At 55.1% G+C, this 13321-nt stretch carries 12 protein-coding genes; 8 read left to right on the forward strand and 4 right to left on the reverse strand.

Annotated features, from left to right (window positions below; translation table 11 throughout):
• The first annotated feature begins 7 nt into the window (after nt 1–7).
• The 6 genes from rpsD to VNZ60_RS16370 all read left to right on the forward strand — a co-directional run bounded on the left by rpsD (nt 8) and on the right by VNZ60_RS16370 (nt 5450).
• On the forward strand, nt 8–631 hold the full coding sequence (gene rpsD, locus VNZ60_RS16345) for a 30S ribosomal protein S4 (RefSeq protein ID WP_092414069.1): 624 nt from the start codon (nt 8–10) through the stop codon (nt 629–631).
• A gap of 151 nt (nt 632–782) precedes the next feature.
• Nucleotides 783–1760, forward strand: coding sequence for a DNA-directed RNA polymerase subunit alpha (locus VNZ60_RS16350; protein ID WP_014004419.1), 978 nt, complete (start codon nt 783–785; stop codon nt 1758–1760).
• Nucleotides 1761–1932: 172 nt separating this feature from the next.
• Nucleotides 1933–2328 (forward strand): 50S ribosomal protein L17, encoded by a 396-nt coding sequence (gene rplQ, locus VNZ60_RS16355; RefSeq protein ID WP_211460599.1) that lies wholly within the window; start codon nt 1933–1935, stop codon nt 2326–2328.
• Between the two features lie 161 nt (nt 2329–2489).
• Complete coding sequence (gene cutA / locus VNZ60_RS16360; protein ID WP_325660927.1) at nt 2490–2822, forward strand: divalent-cation tolerance protein CutA; 333 nt, start codon at nt 2490–2492, stop codon at nt 2820–2822.
• The gene (gene dsbD / locus VNZ60_RS16365; RefSeq protein WP_325660929.1) at nt 2815–4686 is read left to right on the forward strand and encodes a protein-disulfide reductase DsbD; all 1872 of its coding nucleotides are present in this window, start codon (nt 2815–2817) and stop codon (nt 4684–4686) included. The genes cutA and dsbD overlap by 8 nt, the downstream gene beginning before the upstream one ends.
• A 122-nt stretch (nt 4687–4808) precedes the next feature.
• The gene (locus tag VNZ60_RS16370) at nt 4809–5450 is read left to right on the forward strand and encodes a peroxiredoxin (protein ID WP_325660931.1); all 642 of its coding nucleotides are present in this window, start codon (nt 4809–4811) and stop codon (nt 5448–5450) included.
• Nucleotides 5451–5535: 85 nt separating this feature from the next.
• Here the strand turns inward: VNZ60_RS16370 and VNZ60_RS16375 are convergent, their stop codons facing one another.
• The 4 genes from VNZ60_RS16375 to yihA all read right to left on the reverse strand — a co-directional run bounded on the left by VNZ60_RS16375 (nt 5536) and on the right by yihA (nt 10145).
• On the reverse strand, nt 5536–6666 hold the full coding sequence (locus VNZ60_RS16375; RefSeq protein WP_325660932.1) for a magnesium transporter CorA family protein: 1131 nt from the start codon (nt 6664–6666) through the stop codon (nt 5536–5538).
• Nucleotides 6644–7900 (reverse strand): sterol desaturase family protein, encoded by a 1257-nt coding sequence (locus tag VNZ60_RS16380; RefSeq protein ID WP_325660934.1) that lies wholly within the window; start codon nt 7898–7900, stop codon nt 6644–6646. The genes VNZ60_RS16375 and VNZ60_RS16380 overlap by 23 nt, the downstream gene beginning before the upstream one ends.
• A 264-nt stretch (nt 7901–8164) precedes the next feature.
• A complete protein-coding gene (gene hemB, locus VNZ60_RS16385) occupies nt 8165–9178 on the reverse strand; it encodes a porphobilinogen synthase (RefSeq protein ID WP_325661015.1) in 1014 nt (337 codons plus the stop codon).
• A 238-nt stretch (nt 9179–9416) separates the two neighbouring features.
• Nucleotides 9417–10145 carry a ribosome biogenesis GTP-binding protein YihA/YsxC gene (gene yihA, locus VNZ60_RS16390; protein WP_325660936.1) on the reverse strand — a complete coding sequence of 243 codons (729 nt, stop codon included), beginning with the start codon at nt 10143–10145 and terminating at the stop codon, nt 9417–9419.
• 199 nt (nt 10146–10344) lie between these two features.
• On the opposite strand from yihA, the gene VNZ60_RS16395 reads away from it, so the two are divergent.
• Together VNZ60_RS16395 and VNZ60_RS16400 are read left to right on the forward strand one after the other, a co-directional pair.
• Complete coding sequence (locus VNZ60_RS16395) at nt 10345–11010, forward strand: c-type cytochrome (protein ID WP_325660938.1); 666 nt, start codon at nt 10345–10347, stop codon at nt 11008–11010.
• Nucleotides 11011–11082: 72 nt separating this feature from the next.
• Nucleotides 11083–13284, forward strand: coding sequence for a cytochrome c biogenesis protein ResB (locus tag VNZ60_RS16400; RefSeq protein ID WP_325660940.1), 2202 nt, complete (start codon nt 11083–11085; stop codon nt 13282–13284).
• The last annotated feature ends 37 nt before the right edge of the window (nt 13285–13321 follow it).

Below are 13321 nucleotides of genomic sequence, written 5' to 3' on the forward strand. Positions count from 1 at the left end.
AAGCATCGTGGCACGTTATATCGGACCTAAAGCAAAACTTTCCCGCCGTGAAGGTACGGACCTGTTCCTGAAGAGCGCACGCCGCTCGCTGGATTCCAAGTGCAAACTGGATTCCAAGCCAGGTCAACATGGCCGCACATCTGGTGCACGTACCTCCGACTACGGTAACCAATTGCGCGAAAAGCAAAAAGTTAAGCGTATGTACGGCATTCTGGAACGTCAGTTCCGTCGTTATTTCGCTGAAGCGGACCGTCGTAAGGGCAACACCGGCGAAACGCTGCTGCGTTTGCTGGAAGCGCGTCTGGACAACGTTGTTTACCGTATGGGTTTCGGTTCGACCCGTGCTGAAGGCCGTCAATTGGTCTCGCACAAGGCGTTCACCGTCAACGGCAACGTGGTCAACATCGCGTCTTACCAGGTTAAGCCAGGCGACGTTGTTGCCGTTCGCGAAAAAGCTAAGAAACAAGTACGTATCGTTGAAGCTCTGTCGTTGGCAGAACAAGGCGGCATGCCATCGTGGGTTGCGGTTGATGCGAAGAAAATGGAAGGCACATTCAAGTCCCTGCCAGACCGCAACGAAATCGCTAACGATGTCAACGAATCGCTGATCGTCGAACTGTACTCGCGTTAATTTTAGTTTTCCCGGCCCGGCCCGCAGTTTTTTCCGCAGGTTGGGCCTTTTCATCTGGGTGCCGCCGGCAATCTTCTGGATTTCCGGCGGCACCCTTAATGCCATCAGCCTTATCGGTGTAACGAGCCGAGGGTATTGAAAAGGACATTTCATGCAAAACAGCTTGTTGAAGCCACGTATTATCGAAGTAGAAGCACTGGGTGCCGGCCACGCTAAAGTCGTGATGGAACCGTTTGAACGTGGTTACGGCCACACTCTGGGCAATGCGTTGCGTCGCGTGCTGCTGTCGTCGATGGTTGGCTATGCGCCGACTGAAGTGACGATCGCCGGCGTGGTGCACGAATATTCTTCACTCGATGGCGTGCAAGAAGACGTAGTCGATATTCTTTTGAACCTGAAGGGTGTCGTATTCAAGTTGCATAACCGTGACGAAGTCACGTTGACTCTGAAAAAAGATGGCGAAGGCGCTGTGTTGGCTTCCGACATCGATCTGCCGCATGACGTTGAACTGGTAAATCCGGACCACGTGATTGCCCACCTGACCGCTGGCGGCGCACTCGACATGCAGATCAAGGTTGAAAAAGGCCGTGGTTACGTGCCAGGCAACGTCCGTCGTCTGACGGAAGATGCCAACAAGACTATTGGCCGCATCATTCTGGACGCTTCGTTCTCGCCAGTACGCCGTGTTTCCTACGCTGTTGAATCGGCGCGTGTGGAACAACGTACCGACCTCGACAAGCTGGTCATCAACATTGAAACCAATGGCGTGATCACTCCAGAAGAAGCGATTCGCCAATCGGCACGCGTACTGGTTGACCAACTGAACGTGTTCGCGGCACTGGAAGGCACTGAAGCTGCTGCTGAAGCGCCATCGCGCGCACCGCAAGTCGATCCTATCCTGTTGCGTCCGGTCGATGATCTGGAGCTGACAGTACGTTCGGCTAACTGCCTCAAAGCAGAAAACATTTACTACATTGGTGATCTGATCCAGCGTAGCGAAAACGAACTGCTGAAGACGCCAAACCTGGGCCGCAAGTCCTTGAACGAAATCAAGGAAGTTCTGGCATCCCGTGGTTTGACACTGGGCATGAAGCTGGAAAACTGGCCGCCTGCAGGCCTGGAAAAGTAATATTTGTTGTTCAGCCAGGGGTGAGATAGAATCTCGCCCCTGAGCTTGTTTTGCTCTTGTTGTATTCATTGCTGTATCTATTGTTGTGCTAATTTCAACCGGCCCGCGACCAGGCAATAGCCAAAGTCGATCGAAGAGCTGGATGTAAACTCAAAAACTGAAAGGAATTACCATGCGTCATCGTCACGGTCTTCGTAAATTAAATCGTACTTCTTCCCACCGCCTCGCCATGTTGCGCAACATGACTGTTTCGCTGCTGCGTCACGAAGCAATCAAGACCACATTGCCGAAGGCAAAAGAGCTGCGTCGTGTGATCGAACCGATCCTGACACTGGGCAAGACCGATACTCTGGCAAACAAGCGCCTGGCATTCGCCCGTCTGCGCGACCGCGAAATGGTTTTGAAGCTGTTCGCTGAACTGGGCCCACGTTACGCTAATCGTAACGGCGGCTACCTGCGCATCCTGAAAATGGGTTTCCGCGTTGGCGATAACGCTCCTATGGCTTACATCGAGCTGATGGATCGTCCGGAAATCAGCGACGCTGCTGAAGTACCGACAGCGGACTAAGCTCAGTTCGTCAACTTAGTTAGCCAACTTAACCAGCCAAGCTGCGTTAAAATCAAAAGCCAGGCCTATAGCCTGGCTTTTTTGCTTTCCGGCGCCGTTCCCTGGCTTTCTTGCTGGCAGCCAGTGGCGCCCGCTGTAAGGATCGTTCTCGGGGATCGACTATGTCAGACGCCGTGCTTATACTCACCAACTTGCCTGATGCGCCCAGTGCGCAGGCGCTGGCGCGGCAACTGGTGGAACGCAAACTGGCCGCCTGCGTCAATATCCTGCCGGCGGTACAGGCAGTGTATCGCTGGCAAGGCGTAGTGGAACAGGCCAGCGAAGTGACCTTGCTGATCAAAAGTGTCCCCAGCCGCTACGCGGAACTGGAAAGCGCGATCAAGGCGGTCCATCCGTATGTATTGCCAGAAATAATTGCTTTACCGATTGTGGCCGGTTTGCCGGCCTATCTTGACTGGATTACCGCAGAAACCCAAAAGGACGTGAATGTTTAAGTCTCTCAAGCAATTGTCAGTGTTGTTTGCCATGCTGTTTGTGTTTGGCCTGGCGCATGCCGACGAAGACGATTACCTGGCGCCCGAAGTGGCGTTCAAGTTTTCAGCGCGCATGGCCGACGCCAAGACTGCGGAAGTGACCTACGCGATCGCCGACGGCTATTACATGTATCGTGAACGTTTCCACTTCAAGGCCGAAGGCGCCACGCTGGGTGAACCGCAGATTCCGGCCGGCACCGTCAAGTTCGATCAGACCTTCAACAAGAATGTCGAGACTTATCATCACAACGTCACCATTCGTTTGCCGGTCGAAGCGAACGGCAGCTTCACGCTGATTTCCACCGGCCAGGGCTGCGCCGACAAGGGTTTGTGCTATCCGCCTATGGATTCGCGCGTCAGCCTGTCTACGGCCGCTGGCAGCACCACCGGTGGCGGTTTGTTGAGTGCGATGGGTATCGCCAAAGGCGGCGTTGCGGCCGTTGATACGCCGCAAGCAAAGTCAGCGACTGACAATAACGCAGCTGCGGCAATCTCTCAGGCGTCAGGAAACGCGATTTCATCTGCGCCGGCCGATACCGAAAGCGGCCGCATCGAATCGTCGCTCAAGGGCGGCAAACTGCTGGTGATCATGCCATTGTTCCTGCTGCTAGGTCTGGGACTCGCCTTTACTCCCTGCGTTTTACCGATGGTACCTATCCTGTCGTCGATCATTGTCGGCGAGGGTGCCAAGGCCAGCCGCCGCCGCGGGTTCCTGCTCTCCGTGACCTATGCGTTGGGGATGGCGTTGGTCTACACCGCGCTGGGTGTTGCTGCCGGCTTGGCGGGCGAGGGCTTGGCTGCCACCCTGCAGAATCCCTGGGTATTGTCAGCGTTTGCCCTGCTGATGGTGCTGATGTCCCTGTCTATGTTCGGCTTCTATGAATTGCAGTTGCCAGCGGCTTTCCAAACCAAACTGACGCAGGCTTCCGGTCAGCAATCGGCTGGCAAGCTGATCGGCGTGTTTGTCATGGGTGCGATTTCGGCTTTGATCGTCGGGCCGTGCGTGGCGGCCCCGTTGGCGGGAGCCCTGGTGTACATCAGCCAGACGCGCGATGTGGTGATTGGCGGTAGTGCGCTGTTCGCGATGGCGGTCGGCATGAGCGTGCCGTTGATATTGGTCGGCATTTCTGCCGGCTCTCTGTTGCCGCGCGCCGGGGTCTGGATGGAGTCGGTCAAGCGTTTCTTTGGCGTGCTGATGCTGGCGGTAGCGTTGTGGATGGTGACGCCGGTTGTCCCGGTATTGACACAGATGCTGGGCTGGGCCGCCTTGGGTATCGGCTATGGCGCGTTTCTGTTGTGGGGAAAATCATCCGCCTGGTTCGCCAAGGGATTCGGCGTCGTATTCATGGTGTGCGGCGTGGTGCAACTAGTCGGTGGCGTCACTGGCGGGCGCGACGTGCTGGCGCCGCTGGCGCATCTGGGAGGCGCGCAGGAAAGCGCCAGCACGCAATTTATCAAGGTTAAATCAGTAGCGGAACTGGACGCCGCATTGGCGCAAACCAATGGCAAATCCGCATTGCTGGATTTCTATGCAGACTGGTGCGTCTCGTGCAAGGAAATGGAAAAACTCACTTTTACCGACTCCCGTGTAAAGGCGCGTTTTGGCGAAATGATATTGCTGCAAATCGATGTCACCGCCAACAATGCCGATGACAAGGCGATGCTCAAGCGCTTTAATTTGTTTGGCCCGCCTGGCATCATATTGTTTGACGGCCACGGACAGGAAGTGCCCCGCGGCCGCGTCATCGGTTATCAAAACGCCGATAAATTCCTGCAGTCGTTATCGATGCTGGATGCAAAAATAATCGCCAGATCAGCAGGCTGATCTCGCTTCTAACCGTAGCTTATGTCGATAGTCGATAAAATTCTTTACGTTACGGCCAAGGCAACGCTATAGTTTCAGCTCTATGTATTTTGCAAACCCCGTGCAATTTAAAGGAGACTGAAATGACTTTACGCCTTGGCGATGTCGCCCCCGATTTTGAGCAAGACTCTTCGCTCGGCAAGATTAATTTCTACGATTGGGCAGGTGCGTCGTGGGTGGTGTTGTTCTCGCATCCAGCCGACTTCACACCGGTCTGCACCACCGAACTTGGTTTGACGTCCAAATTGAAATCGCAGTTTGAACAGCGCGGCGTCAAAGTGATTGCGCTGTCGGTAGATCCGGCTGACAAACATCAGGAGTGGATCAAGGATATCAATGAAACACAGAACACCGTGGTGGGTTTTCCCATCATCGCCGATGCTGATCGCAAAGTGTCCGAGCTGTATGATCTGATCCATCCGAATGCCAGCGCAACAGCAACAGTGCGCTCGCTGTTCGTGATCGACCCAGCCAAGAAAGTACGCCTGATCATCACTTATCCTGCCAGCACCGGCCGCAATTTCGACGAAATCCTGCGCGTGATCGATTCCCTGCAGCTGACCGATAATTATTCGGTTGCCACGCCAGGAAACTGGAAGGATGGCGAAGATGTCGTGATCGTTCCATCGCTGCAGGATGAGGCTGTACTCAAGCAAAAATTCCCCAAGGGTTACAAGGCGATTCGTCCTTATCTGCGCTTGACGCCGCAGCCTAACCGCGACTGATTTTGCTGCCGCATCGAAGTCAGCAACTCTAAATGAAAAACCCCGTTTTTTGTAACGGGGCTTTTTTATTCCGAACTGACGACACTCAGCGTCGATCCAAAGCCTGGCTTTCCAGATAGCGACGCCGCTGGAAAAATACCAGCATGCCGATCACGATCGCCACCATGCCAGCCATCGCGATCCAGAATCCGGCATTGTTTTTCAGCAGCGGCATCTCGATAAAATTCATGCCGAAAATCCCGGTGATCAGGGTCAGCGGCATGAACAGCGCGGTGATGACGGTGAGTGTGCGCATGATTTCATTGGTGCGATGAGCGACTGCGGAAAAATGGATCTGCACCGCCGATTCAATCGATGACTCCAGCCGCCGCGCGTGATTCAGCACGCGTGTGATGTGCTCCATCACGTCATGGATGCGCACCAGCAGCAGATCCTTGGCGCGGCTGATCTCCACGCCGTCATCGATATCGACGAAATAGTCGCGCAACTCTTGCATCGCATCGTGCTGTTCTTCACATAGATTTTCCAGTTTGCGCAACTCAATCCGCGCATCCAGCAGCGCCATCCAATCCTTGAAAGGCCGGCGCGGATCGAGTAGCGCGCGCTGCCAGCGATCCAGCTGCGTCGTCAGCGGTTGGCGCAGGTCCAGATATTGATCGACCATGGCGTTGATCAGTCGCAGCAACAGGTCTTCCGGCGAGGTTGGCGGACGCGTCGAATGCGGTGTCTTTTCCGGCTTGTTGCAAAGGTCTAGCAGGCGCGTGCGTGCGGCCTCGATGGTACGGCTGTAGCGTTCGTGGACCGTGATCAGCGCATGATCCATGACCAGAAAAGTCACCGGTTGCGTCGCCAGTTTGCTCAATGCGGCGGGAATCCGGCGCTTGCTGCCTTCGCTCTCGGGGGAAACTGTTTTTGACGCCGAACTCTTGTCTCCGGCATCCGCTGCGCCATTCAGCATCAACTTGCGAAACACCACCATGCCGTAATCCTGAGTCGAATCGAAATACGAGGGGTGATTCGGATTCAGCGTATCCGTCATATGCGGATCGTAGATCTGGACGCCGGTAGCGCGGGTAATGGCGTTGCGCCAGGCTTCCGGATCGGCGCCTACTTCTTCGTGGGTGGCGTCGATCCACAGGAAACCTTTGGCCGGTACGGTGTCTGGGATTTCCTTGCTTTCGCTAACCTGGTTGTCACTGATGAGAAAGATGTCCATGCATTGTCGATAAGCGTTTAAAAATAAGCCAGAGGGCGATCATCGAGAGCAGCGATACGCTGATGACGGCGCCCTGCATCAGCGGTGATAAGAATACCGCGCCAAACCAGGCTTTACCTAGCAGTACACCGGCGCTGGTAGCGCTCAGCCGCAGCGCTTCCAGAGCAACATAGCGCGCCCGCATCTCCATCAGGCCGCCGATAATCCACAGCCCTGCGATCAGCCAGGTAGCGTAAGCCAGACTCTCCATCCATGGCATGCTGACCTGTGCCGCCAGGAAATGGGTGGTGACCAGCAACACGATGCCAAATTGCAGCAAGCAATAGACCTGGGCGGCGCGACTTAGTTGCGGATGATACAGCGGCCGGGCGATATCGAAAGCCGCGCTCGGCCATTTTGCGGCAACATCGGCAGGGCGCCAGCCTGGTGCGGCAAGCCAGACCCGCAGTTTGTCGCCACGGCTCTGTGCGCGCCAGGCATCCAGCCAGAGCACTTTATACACTTCGAAATTGGCCCAGATCGGATTCCAGCTGCGCAAGGGGCTGCGAGTGCCGTACACTACCGGATCCTGGTCGCTCTCTTCGATGAAGCTGCCAAACAAACGATCCCACAGGATCAGGATGCCGCCGTAATTTTTATCCAGATAGATATCGTTGACGCCGTGATGCACACGATGATTCGACGGCGTGACGAACACCCGGTCCAGCCATCCCAATTTACCTATCTGCTGGGTATGCACCCAAAATTGATAGAGCAGATCGATCAGCGCCAGCGCAGCAAATACTTGCACCGGATAACCCAGCAGCGCCATCGGCACATAAAAAATCCAGCCCAGAATCGGGCCGCTGCTGGTCTGGCGCAAAGCTGTGGACAGATTGTAGTCTTCGCTTTGATGGTGCACCACGTGGGCCGCCCACAAAACGTTGACCTCATGGCCGCAGCGATGCAGCCAGTAGTAGCAAAAATCGTAGAGCAGCAAGCCGGACAGCCAGACCCAGATGCTGTCGCCAGGGAGTTTGAATAGCGCGACATGATTCACCAGCCAGGCATAGATGCCGATGCGCAGCACTTGCATGAAGACGCCCGAGACCTGGCTCAATACGCCCAGGCTGATGCTATTGATGGCATCGTTGAGGCGATAAGTATTGCGCCGTCTCAGCAGGCCGACGATCAGTTCGATGAATATCAATAAAAAGAAAACTGGCGTCGCCAGGGTGATTACCATTTCTTGCATGTCAGTCTCCTAGTCGCTTGGCGGGCGATCGATTGTTATGTGCTTGCATGGTAACCAATGCCGAACGCATTTGGATTAGAGCGCCCTGTCTAGTGAGGGGCGCAAGCGCCTGACAAGCGATGCCAGCGATAACAGAGCGGAGGAGTCGTCAGGCTGCGGTGGGGCCGCAGCTGCCAACGAATTTGACATGATTTTTAATGGTTTGATGGCAGGAATGTAGTTCTCAAGCACGCTTGCCATTTGTTACCGTAAGCAGATCGCACCTCAGCCTTTTTTTAAGTGACGAGCAATATCCAGCGCAAAATAAGTCAGCACGCCGTCTGCTCCAGCGCGCTTGAACGCCATCATGGCCTCCATCATGGTCTTGTCATGATCGAGCCAGCCGTTTTGAGCGGCGGCCATGATCATCGCGTATTCGCCACTGACCTGATAGGCAAAGGTCGGTACTTTGAATTCATCTTTCACGCGACGCACGATATCCAGATAGGGCATGCCAGGTTTCACCATCACCATGTCGGCGCCTTCGGCCAGATCCAACGCGACTTCATGCAAAGCCTCATTGCTGTTGGCGGGGTCCATCTGGTAGGTGTTCTTATTGCTCTTGCCAAGCGTTGCGGAAGAGCCGACAGCATCGCGGAATGGCCCGTAAAACGCCGAGGCATATTTGGCAGAATAAGCCATGATGCGGGTATAAATATGGTGATGCGCTTCCAGTGCAGTACGAATTGCGCCGATGCGGCCATCCATCATGTCGGACGGCGCCACGATATCCACCCCGGCCTCGGCCTGGGTCAGCGCTTGCCTGACCAAAATGGCGCAGGTTTCATCATTCAGTACATAACCGTCCGGGCTCAGCACGCCGTCCTGGCCATGGCTGGTGTAGGGATCCAGGGCAACGTCAGTCAGGATCCCGAGTTCAGGAAAACGCTGTTTCAGCTCACGGACCGCGCGCGGGATCAATCCTTCCGGATTGGTGGCTTCGATGCCATCCTGGGTCTTCAGCGAAGGATTTATGACGGGAAATAAAGCGATCACCGGGATCCCCAAAGCCACACATTCTTCCGCCACGTTCAACAGCAAATCAATCGACAGGCGCTCAACCCCTGGCATCGATTTGATTTTTTCGCGCTGATTTTTACCATCCAGTACAAATACCGGATAAATCAGATCGGCGGCGGTGACCGTGTTTTCCCGCATCATTGCGCGCGAAAAGGCGTCTTTGCGCATGCGGCGCATGCGGATGGCTGGGAATTGGGCAGTTTTCTGAGAATGTGGCATGTCGGTTTCCGAGATATCAGGTGGGGGGATAGCGATCAAGTTTGGCGCTTCGCTAATATTTTCGCTGAAAGATAAAAAAATCGTGAACTTTTTCGGGTGAGTCCTTCTCCTAGCAATAGGTGCATCATTCGCCTCCCGCTTCCCTCCCTGAGCGGGGCCGTATCGCTTTTGGTGATAAGGCATTCTGCCCTGGAGATATTCCCCTTTCTCCAGGGCTTTTTTATGTTTAGCTAATTGACTAAACTTGCTCTTCGTCGTCGCCCGCTGCTGCATCAGGTGCTGCATCAAGCCCGTCATCGGCTGTACCAGTCAGGCCAGCCAGCTCCAAAATACGATCATTGGCTTCTTCCAACCCACTGCGGTTCAACGCTGAAAACAGCTGCGCGGTAAACGGCAGTTGCTGATTGTTTTCATCAACGTAACTTGCCAGGAAGGTACGGGCCTGGCGCAGCGCATTGGTTGCATCGTTGCGGTTGAGCTTGTCGGACTTGCTCAAGATGCAATGAATCGGCTTGCCGGTAGGCGCAAACCATTCCACCATTTGCACATCGAGTTCGGTAAACGGGCGGCGCGAGTCGACGATCAGCACCAGCGCTGCCAGTTGCTGGCGGCGGCGTACGTAATCGCCGAGCAATTGCTGCCAGTGCAGCTTGGCCGAACCGGACACTTCCGCATAGCCATAGCCAGGCAAGTCGACCAGCAAGGCACGAATCTCGTCGATCCGGGTTTCATCCTTGCGATGCTGGGCGACATGGGCGCCGCCTATGGAAAAATAATTGATGTGCTGGGTACGGCCGGGTGTTTTAGATGCAAAAGCAAGTTTCTTTTGATTGCACAAAAGATTGATAGCGGTCGATTTGCCGGCGTTGGAACGGCCGGCAAAAGCGATTTCCGGGACTTGCAAAGTTGGCAAGTCTCGAAGATGATTGACCGTGGTAAAGAAGCGGGCTTGCCAGAGTAGGGACATGGGGTGAGCAGAAAATGCGGTAAGGGGAGGCAAAAATGCCGGAAAGCTATTGTACAATAAGGGGTTATGTACTGCTGTTCCGCTTAGCTTTGCCTTATACGCAATCGATGGCCTTTGGGAGCCAGGTTATCGATAGCTGTGGCTGGGCCGGCCAGCTTCGTCGCCACCGAATTCTAAAATCAAGTCTCAGGGTGTTTGAATGAACCGTGCGTTTTTTCCAGTAGTGACATCTTTCTTCGTTGCAGTGCTTGCGCTTTCCTCCGTTGCCCACGCAGCGGATGCGCCAAAAGCCGGGCCTGCCAAAGCGGATCCAGCCAAGGGCGAAGCACTGTATACCGGCGGCGATGCGGCGCGCAATATCACCGCCTGCGTCACCTGCCACGGCGCGGCCGGCGCCTCGACCATCAGCGTCAACCCGAAACTGGGCGGCCAGCACGCTGAATATATCCACAAGCAATTGACGAATTTCCAAGGCGCTGACCGGAACAATCCGATCATGTCGCCGCTGGCCAAGGTGTTGACTGACGATGAAATGAAAAACATCGCCGCCTATCTGGAAGCGCAAGCGGTCAAGCCGGGCGCCGCTAAGAACAAGGACACGCTGGAGCTGGGTAAAAAAATCTATCGCGGCGGGATCGCCGAAAAGAACATTCCAGCCTGTGCCGGTTGCCATAGCCCGAACGGCGCCGGCATTCCGGCCCTGTTTCCGCGCATCGGCGGCCAGCATCAGGATTACACTGTTACCGAGCTGAATAATTTCCGCGACCGCATTCGCAAGAACAGCCCGCAGATGGCGACAATTGCGCGGGATATGTCGGATGATGAAATCAAGGCGGTCGCCGATTACATCGCTGGATTGAGATAAAAACAATAATAGTTCATGAATTCAGGGGTGGCCTAGGCCACCCCTTTTTCTTTTGAAAAAGATAAATTGTCTATGAGCACAAGTACGCACGAAATCAAGGATAGCGAGATCACTACGGCAGGAATACAGCTGAAGACCAGCCGGCGCTGGCTGGCCGACGCGGTTGAGTTGTTGTCGTCGATGCGGTTTGCCATCAGCTTGCTGACGATTATCGCGATCGCCTCGGTGATCGGTACGGTGCTCAAGCAAAACGAGCCGATGCCGAACTACGTCAATCAATTCGGCCCGTTCTGGTTTGAGGTATTCAGCAAACTGGGTCTGTATTCGGTGTATTCGTCCTGGTGGTTCCTGCTTATCATGACCTTCCTGGTGATCTCGACTTCATTGTGCATCGCGCGCAATGCACCGAAGATGCTGAAGGACATGCGCAGCTGGCGCGAACACGTGCGTGAGCAATCGCTGCGCAACTTCCATCATAAGGCGGAGTGGACTTCGGCCACGGCGCCTGCGGTGCTGGCCCAGCAACTGGTAGCGCGGATTGCCGCCAAAGGCTACAAGACCAAGCTGGTGGCGAAAGACAATGCCACCCTGATTACCGCCAAGCAAGGCGCCGCGAATAAATGGGGTTATATCTTTGCCCACAGCGCGATCGTGATCATCTGCATCGGCGGTTTGCTGGACTCCGATTTGCCGATACGCGCGCAACAATGGCTGTATGGCAAAACGCCGTTCAACGGCAACGGCATCATTGCCGAAATCCCGGCAGAACATCGCCTGGGGCTGGGTAATCCCACCTTCCGCGGCAACACCCTGATTCCGGAAGGTTCAGCCAGCAGCACCGCCATCATTCCGCAAAAAGACGGCGTCATGATCCAGGATTTGCCATTCACGATCCAGCTGAAAAAATTCATTATCGATTTCTATAGCACCGGCATGCCCAAGCTGTTCGCCAGCGAGGTTGTGATCAGGGACAACGCTGACGGCCATACTTTCCCGGCCACCATCAAAGTCAACCAGCCTCTGATCTACAAGGGCATCGCGGTCTATCAATCGAGTTTTGAGGATGGCGGCAGCAAACTGAAACTGACCGCCTATCCGATGGCCGGCAGCGGCGAAACCACCTTTCCGGTGAGCGGCGAAGTCAACGGCACGACTCCATTAGCCAACCTCGCATTAGCCAACCCCGCCTTAGCCAATAACGGTAATACCGACTATACGATTGAATGGTCTGGTTTTCGCCCGTTTAACGTGGAAAATATGGCTCAGTCGGGTGACGATTTACGTGCCGTGACCAAGGCCAAGAGCATCAACCAGCGTTTGAGTGACGATTTGAGCAGCCATCTTGGCAATGCGGCGAAAAGCGCCAACAAGAAGGATTTGAAAAATGTCGGCCCTAGCGTGCAATACAAATTGCGCGACAAGACCGGCCAGGCACGTGAATTCAGCAATTACATGCAATCGATCAAGGTCGATGACGCCTATGTGTTCCTGGCCGGGGTGCGCGATGCGCCGGACGAGCCGTTCCGTTATTTGCGGATTCCTGCGGACGAGGACGATACGGTGCATGAGTGGATGCGCATGCGGGCGGCGTTGATGAATCCGGAATTGCGCGCAGCGGCGGCACATCGTTATGCGCAGCGCGCGATACCCGAAAGCCGTGACGGCATTGCCGCCTTGCGCGTCCAGCTGGAGCAATCGGCCATGCGCGGCTTATCCTTGTTCGCGGGGGACGACAAACAAGCCGGCGGCCAGGCTGGCGGATCGGCGGGATACCTGGCGATTTCCAAATTTCTGGAGCAAGTGCCGCCGCAAGAGCAGGAAAAGGCGGCAGACATTTTCATGAAGATCCTCAACGGCAGCATGTGGGATCTGTGGCAGGTAGCACGCGAGAAAGATGGATTGAAAGAACTGCCGGCGGATGACAAGCGCGCCCGTTTCTTGCAATTGAGCACTAATGCACTGTCAGATGCAAGCTTCTATAATGCGCCTGTATATCTGCAAATGACGGGTTTTGACGAGATCAAGGCGTCGGTATTCCAGGTTACCCGCTCACCGGGCAAAAAGGTGGTGTATCTGGGCTGCCTGCTGTTGGTGCTGGGCGTGTTCTCGATGCTGTATGTGCGTGAGCGCAGGTTGTGGGTGTGGATTCGCCCGGACCAGAATGCGGCAGGGCAGTCGCATGCATTGATGGCGATGAGCTCACAGCGCAAGACGCTGGATTTTGAAAAAGAATTTGAAGTGTTGAAAACACAATTGAAGCAGTCGGAAGCATAGGTCGGTTAGCCCTGCAGAGGTGCGGGGCAAGGCAGGC

The organism is Collimonas sp., from assembly GCF_035566375.1.
GTDB lineage: Bacteria > Pseudomonadota > Gammaproteobacteria > Burkholderiales > Burkholderiaceae_D > Collimonas.

Coding starts and splice junctions, on each gene's coding strand:
- hemB (WP_325661015.1), bottom strand. CDS start 9,178: ATGCCACATTCTCAGAAAACTGCCCAATTCCCAGCCATCCGCATGCGC.
- VNZ60_RS16395 (WP_325660938.1), top strand. CDS start 10,345: ATGAACCGTGCGTTTTTTCCAGTAGTGACATCTTTCTTCGTTGCAGTG.
- VNZ60_RS16400 (WP_325660940.1), top strand. CDS start 11,083: ATGAGCACAAGTACGCACGAAATCAAGGATAGCGAGATCACTACGGCA.
- VNZ60_RS16370 (WP_325660931.1), top strand. CDS start 4,809: ATGACTTTACGCCTTGGCGATGTCGCCCCCGATTTTGAGCAAGACTCT.
- yihA (WP_325660936.1), bottom strand. CDS start 10,145: ATGTCCCTACTCTGGCAAGCCCGCTTCTTTACCACGGTCAATCATCTT.
- VNZ60_RS16350 (WP_014004419.1), top strand. CDS start 783: ATGCAAAACAGCTTGTTGAAGCCACGTATTATCGAAGTAGAAGCACTG.
- cutA (WP_325660927.1), top strand. CDS start 2,490: ATGTCAGACGCCGTGCTTATACTCACCAACTTGCCTGATGCGCCCAGT.
- VNZ60_RS16375 (WP_325660932.1), bottom strand. CDS start 6,666: ATGGACATCTTTCTCATCAGTGACAACCAGGTTAGCGAAAGCAAGGAA.
- dsbD (WP_325660929.1), top strand. CDS start 2,815: ATGTTTAAGTCTCTCAAGCAATTGTCAGTGTTGTTTGCCATGCTGTTT.
- VNZ60_RS16380 (WP_325660934.1), bottom strand. CDS start 7,900: ATGCAAGAAATGGTAATCACCCTGGCGACGCCAGTTTTCTTTTTATTG.
- rplQ (WP_211460599.1), top strand. CDS start 1,933: ATGCGTCATCGTCACGGTCTTCGTAAATTAAATCGTACTTCTTCCCAC.